General features: G+C 39.6%; 10 protein-coding genes. All 10 read right to left on the minus strand.

All coding sequences use genetic code 11. The annotated features are described in order from the left end of the window. Positions 1-114 precede the first annotated feature (114 nt). Positions 115-303, minus strand: coding sequence for a hypothetical protein (locus PSF28_RS23400; RefSeq protein WP_071548480.1), 189 nt, complete (start codon positions 301-303; stop codon positions 115-117). A gap of 71 nt (positions 304-374) precedes the next feature. Further along, positions 375-749 carry a hypothetical protein gene (locus tag PSF28_RS23405; RefSeq protein WP_071548482.1) on the minus strand — a complete coding sequence of 125 codons (375 nt, stop codon included), beginning with the start codon at positions 747-749 and terminating at the stop codon, positions 375-377. A 10-nt stretch (positions 750-759) separates the two neighbouring features. After that, positions 760-1,041, minus strand: a complete 282-nt coding sequence (locus PSF28_RS23410; RefSeq protein ID WP_141240661.1) for a hypothetical protein — start codon at positions 1,039-1,041, stop codon at positions 760-762. 126 nt (positions 1,042-1,167) lie between these two features. Further along, positions 1,168-1,422: an Rz1-like lysis system protein LysC gene (lysC, locus tag PSF28_RS23675; protein WP_442958825.1), complete on the minus strand. Its 255-nt coding sequence runs from the start codon at positions 1,420-1,422 to the stop codon at positions 1,168-1,170. Continuing rightward, complete coding sequence (locus tag PSF28_RS23415; protein WP_272658454.1) at positions 1,307-1,684, minus strand: hypothetical protein; 378 nt, start codon at positions 1,682-1,684, stop codon at positions 1,307-1,309. The genes lysC and PSF28_RS23415 overlap by 116 nt, the downstream gene beginning before the upstream one ends. Then, on the minus strand, positions 1,681-2,070 hold the full coding sequence (locus tag PSF28_RS23420) for a M15 family metallopeptidase (protein WP_226694049.1): 390 nt from the start codon (positions 2,068-2,070) through the stop codon (positions 1,681-1,683). Before PSF28_RS23420 ends, PSF28_RS23415 begins: the two co-directional genes overlap by 4 nt. Next, positions 2,067-2,444 (minus strand): hypothetical protein, encoded by a 378-nt coding sequence (locus PSF28_RS23425; protein WP_272658455.1) that lies wholly within the window; start codon positions 2,442-2,444, stop codon positions 2,067-2,069. Before PSF28_RS23425 ends, PSF28_RS23420 begins: the two co-directional genes overlap by 4 nt. Further along, on the minus strand, positions 2,444-2,857 hold the full coding sequence (locus PSF28_RS23430; RefSeq protein WP_196732038.1) for a putative holin: 414 nt from the start codon (positions 2,855-2,857) through the stop codon (positions 2,444-2,446). Before PSF28_RS23430 ends, PSF28_RS23425 begins: the two co-directional genes overlap by 1 nt. Before the next feature lie 22 nt (positions 2,858-2,879). After that, on the minus strand, positions 2,880-3,128 hold the full coding sequence (locus PSF28_RS23435; RefSeq protein ID WP_272685733.1) for a hypothetical protein: 249 nt from the start codon (positions 3,126-3,128) through the stop codon (positions 2,880-2,882). 344 nt (positions 3,129-3,472) lie between these two features. Then, a partial coding sequence (locus tag PSF28_RS23440) for a hypothetical protein (protein ID WP_272685734.1) occupies positions 3,473-3,886 on the minus strand: 414 nt, incomplete at its 5' end.

Genomic DNA, 3,886 nt, shown 5'->3' on the forward strand with positions numbered 1-3,886 from the left:
TATTGGTATCATGCTCACGCCCTTACGACATTTGGGTATTCATAATCAAAAATTAGTTCAATAAACTAAATAAATCCTTTCCCCTTTTCGCAAAAGGGGATTTTTTTATTACAACTAACCTAATTTAGCTCGCACAAGGCAATCTTTAGCCTCAAGTAACTTGCGAAGTCCCGCTGACTTCTCGGCACCATCTGGTAACTGTTCATCCATCTGCTTAGCTAAATCACCAATAGGCTTACTAACCTCTTGCAAGTGAGCTGGTAGATGTTGGTATTCAAAATATTTCATGATTGGATTAGGCATTTAGTACTCCTGTAGATATTAAAAAGCCCCTGATTTCTCAGAGGCTCAATATTGATTTATTGAATTAGGTTTTAAGATGAGTGCTTTTCTTTAAAATAATAACCGATGATAAAACCAAGTGAGGTGCCGAGAGCGCTGATTATGAGTGATAAAACCTTATCCAGCTCAAGTAAAGATACCTTACTCGCGGCCTCAACAAGCCCGCGATCACTTAATGACTCAATCCATAAAATGGCGCAATAATTATATAAGAGGACAAATAAACCGCCGCCTGCAATGGAAAAAAAGAAACCACGAACAAAAAACGTTGTTAACCTTCCTCTTGCTTCATTATCAGCTCTAGAAATCTCTTTCTGCTGACCCTCATTTATTTTTGCAAATGTTGGCTCATTACTATGAATCGAATTATTTAATCCATCTAGCGCCTTACGTACAGAGTTTGTCATGCAATGTACCTCAACTATTCCCTATTTTCTTTAACGCTTGCCCGTAATCTTTTAGTAAGGAGGTTGCGTATTCATTGGAATGAATGGTTGCTTCCATAACTCTTTCAGCAAACTTGTTTATTTCATCGATGAGTCGTAGATCTTCTTCGGTACCATTCTGCCGCAGTCTCATCTCCAATTCAGACATAAGCCTTAATGCTGACGTAGATACATCATATAAATCCTTATATAAAGCATCTCCTTTTGACCTATACCTAGCTAAATCTTCGAGTATTTCCTTTTTACTGGACATATTTATTTTCCATAGCATCCATAATGCGAACAATGGGAAAAATATAGCACGAAAAAGGTTAACGATGACCATCTTGAGACCCAAATGATAGTTAGATCCTGTTTTTGATGTGTACATAGCACCTCACTAGTTATTTCTAGCCGCCTCAATCTCTCGAATAGCTTTTTTATCTAAATTGCATTGCTCGATAACTGTTAGTAGCGACTCATTTATCAATAGAGAGTCACCCCAAGGAAATGTATCGGGGATGTACTCAGGCAAACAATCATTGAGTAGATGGGCTGGAATGGGCACTGATGGCGTTTGAACGTATTCTATTCGCGTGGTTGTGCAGCTCGACAGTAGCATCACGAGGAGCATCAATAGCAGCGCACTTATCATCCGCAATAACGGTTTTGATGATAGTTTTAACCGTTTCAGAAGCCACTGCTGCCGCGTCGCGTTCCCTAAGGTTATTTCGTGAAATTTCATTAAACGTTACCGAAAGTTCTAAAACGGTGGACAATATGAATTGATTGGCGGCTAGCTCATTAGCTTTTTTATCAAACTTATCACTCAATTTGTCATAGTCATCAGCAACCCACCAAAGCCAAAATAGCAAAATGGCACAAGCGGCCATTAATGCTTTAGTTAGTGTATTCATGGGTATGACTTGCGTGAAAGTTGAAAGTGAGGGCCATCTTTAAAGCTTGTCCAGTTACCGCCCCACTCAACATCAATACCCAGTTCATCACCTGCCTGCAGCATAGCATCAGCAACTAGTCTGAACTTAGACCAATCATTCCAAGGGATTTCACGTCCTACCAACGGGGCACAATCTACAGCATGCCCAGTTAAATGGCGGCTATTCATAGTCTGGCTTTTTTTACTTTTTACTAAATCACGCTGCCGAGCTTCAGTTCGCTTCCCCTCAATGACCATAAAATCAATACTGGTTAATTCAAGGGCTCGACGAGTAACTTTGACTAGATCGGGATGAACGCCGCGCAGATTTTCTTCACTGCGATTGCTGAATTTGAATTTACTCATTTCTTCACCATAAAAGTAAAAGGCCGCTTTATAAACGACCAGATTGATTTAATTCGGGACATTAGCTTACTAATAACGATGACCGTCATAATGTTGCCACCTGACGCAAAGATAACGAGGAATAGGATTAAATCCGCATAAACATCAGATGGGGCTGACACTCTTGACCCTATTAACGTTTCGTAGATTTGATAAACCATACCGATTAGCAAGGCAGTTCCGACAATAGCGTCCCTTATTCTTGGGTATCGACATAAAAATAAAATAACTGCTGACGAAGACATTAACGTTATATCCGCAGCATCCCAAAAATAGAGATCTAACCACGCGATAATTTCGCTGTAGAACTTGTAGAACTTAAAGAAGGCTTCCATCAGTTACCTCCTTTATTTCGCCAATCTTTAATGGCCTGTACGATACTGCTGAAGTTTCGGTCTATTGATGCGGCAATACGACTAAACAACTTTCTAAGGTTGTCTTTGTTTGCAGCAAGCACCAGAACGGGGATTAACAAGGCCGAAATAACAATGGCTGTTATCTTAGGACTAATTTCCCATTGCCATACCTGAGCAATAAAATCTGAGGCTTCTTTAGCAATGAGGATCCCTGCACCGAGTGCTAAAATAAAATGAAGTATCTTTCGTCGGTTATTATCTTTAGATGCAATGACGGAAACTGAAGCGCCAATAACAGCCCCTAGCACAACACCATAGTCGGCACCAATAAGGAAACCGCCCATCGCGCCACCGCCAGCAGCACCGAGGGTTATCCCTATTGATGTGCTCATAAATGATTTATTCTCTTAACAGTTAATGAGAAGGTGTTTTACCTCTGCAGATAACTCGAACTGTATCGCCTGTTACCGTCGTGATATAGGCATGGTCAGTTCGCTTAATATCAAATGCAGGAACACCGTCTTTTGTTGTGTATTCCAATCGAGCAACTATATCGGGATTATCGACTACTGGATAAAGCTCCAGTCGGTACATATTTCCCAAATAATGTGACTCTTCAACTTTACGGCCATTACGTTCTGTCATTAATTTAAGTGCGTACATAGTTACGTTCCTTAGTGCGTGAGTAATAGAAAATCCACCAGCTACAGAAGCTAGTGTGGGTTAATGAATTCAGTTGATATTTAGGTTAAGTTAGAGGTTCAGCCCTATGTGACTTACCGAAGGGATGGCTGATTAACTTCGGTGTGAGGAAAGCATGTTTTATAAACTTTCAAATATCGGATATTTATTAAGCGCTGACACTAGTCACGAAATTAGCGTTCAGCTGCAAGGTAGTGATAACTCAACCTATAACTTCACTCTGAAACTAGGAGATAGAGATATAAACCAAATGACCATAAAAGAAATAAATGATTTAGCTATTCAGCACCTTAAAAATAACGTTATTAAGTGTCCTTAGTAATCATTTTATTTTGAAGTTCAAAACAATGGAAATTTAGCGAACCTAAAAAACTGCTCATTGCCGCTTGCATGTCAGTGAGCTGTTTTTCTAATGCTATTACGCGTTCTTCTAGACTTGGGCCACTACTAACAAAAATAACGCCTGAAAATTCAGCTTTATTTTGATGTAAATCGCCTTGTGCGGTATCTTCCGCAATATCTGCAATGACTTCTTTTGCCTTCTTAATTGCTTCAGTACGGTAATAATCAACATCTTCACCATCTTTCTTTTCAACCGGCACTGAAAGTGTGAAAATTGGCAGTAGATTAAAATTACTTAGTGCAACACAAACCTGAACATTGATAGCCGAATCAGTGTGGATAAAGTCATTTGCACTGTATTCATACTTTTTACTCAC

Source organism: Providencia sp. PROV130, from assembly GCF_028482225.1.
GTDB lineage: Bacteria > Pseudomonadota > Gammaproteobacteria > Enterobacterales > Enterobacteriaceae > Providencia > Providencia rettgeri.

Coding starts and splice junctions, on each gene's coding strand:
- PSF28_RS23420 (WP_226694049.1), bottom strand. CDS start 2,070: ATGAGTAAATTCAAATTCAGCAATCGCAGTGAAGAAAATCTGCGCGGC.
- PSF28_RS23425 (WP_272658455.1), bottom strand. CDS start 2,444: ATGGAAGCCTTCTTTAAGTTCTACAAGTTCTACAGCGAAATTATCGCG.
- PSF28_RS23405 (WP_071548482.1), bottom strand. CDS start 749: ATGACAAACTCTGTACGTAAGGCGCTAGATGGATTAAATAATTCGATT.
- PSF28_RS23435 (WP_272685733.1), bottom strand. CDS start 3,128: ATGTACGCACTTAAATTAATGACAGAACGTAATGGCCGTAAAGTTGAA.
- PSF28_RS23410 (WP_141240661.1), bottom strand. CDS start 1,041: ATGTCCAGTAAAAAGGAAATACTCGAAGATTTAGCTAGGTATAGGTCA.
- PSF28_RS23430 (WP_196732038.1), bottom strand. CDS start 2,857: ATGAGCACATCAATAGGGATAACCCTCGGTGCTGCTGGCGGTGGCGCG.
- lysC (WP_442958825.1), bottom strand. CDS start 1,422: ATGATAAGTGCGCTGCTATTGATGCTCCTCGTGATGCTACTGTCGAGC.
- PSF28_RS23400 (WP_071548480.1), bottom strand. CDS start 303: ATGCCTAATCCAATCATGAAATATTTTGAATACCAACATCTACCAGCT.
- PSF28_RS23415 (WP_272658454.1), bottom strand. CDS start 1,684: ATGAATACACTAACTAAAGCATTAATGGCCGCTTGTGCCATTTTGCTA.